The sequence below is a fragment of the Mycobacterium arosiense ATCC BAA-1401 = DSM 45069 genome (genome assembly GCF_002086125.1).
Classification (GTDB): domain Bacteria; phylum Actinomycetota; class Actinomycetes; order Mycobacteriales; family Mycobacteriaceae; genus Mycobacterium; species Mycobacterium arosiense.
This window is the reverse complement of record NZ_MVHG01000440.1, coordinates 1-231: the sequence shown is the minus strand read 5'-3', so window position 1 is coordinate 231 and position 231 is coordinate 1. Positions and strand designations below refer to the sequence as shown.

General features: G+C 65.8%; 1 protein-coding gene. It reads left to right on the top strand.

What is annotated here, in order from left to right:
• Positions 1–231, top strand: a 231-nt coding sequence (locus BST14_RS29190; RefSeq protein ID WP_281252843.1) for an ArsA-related P-loop ATPase, incomplete at both ends; no start/stop codon positions are given.

The window sequence follows — 231 nt, the reverse complement described above, 5'->3', positions numbered from 1 at the left end:
GTGCAGCTCGATGCCGAAGGCCGCGCCTTGCTGGAAGAAGACCTGCGCTCGCCCTGCACCGAGGAAATCGCGGTGTTCCAGGCATTCTCCCGTGCCATCCGTGAAGGGGGCAGAAAGTTCGTGGTGATGGACACCGCGCCCACGGGCCACACCTTGCTGCTGCTCGACGCCACCGGCGCATACCACCGCGACATCGCCCGGCAGATGGGTGAGACGGGCGTTCACTTCACG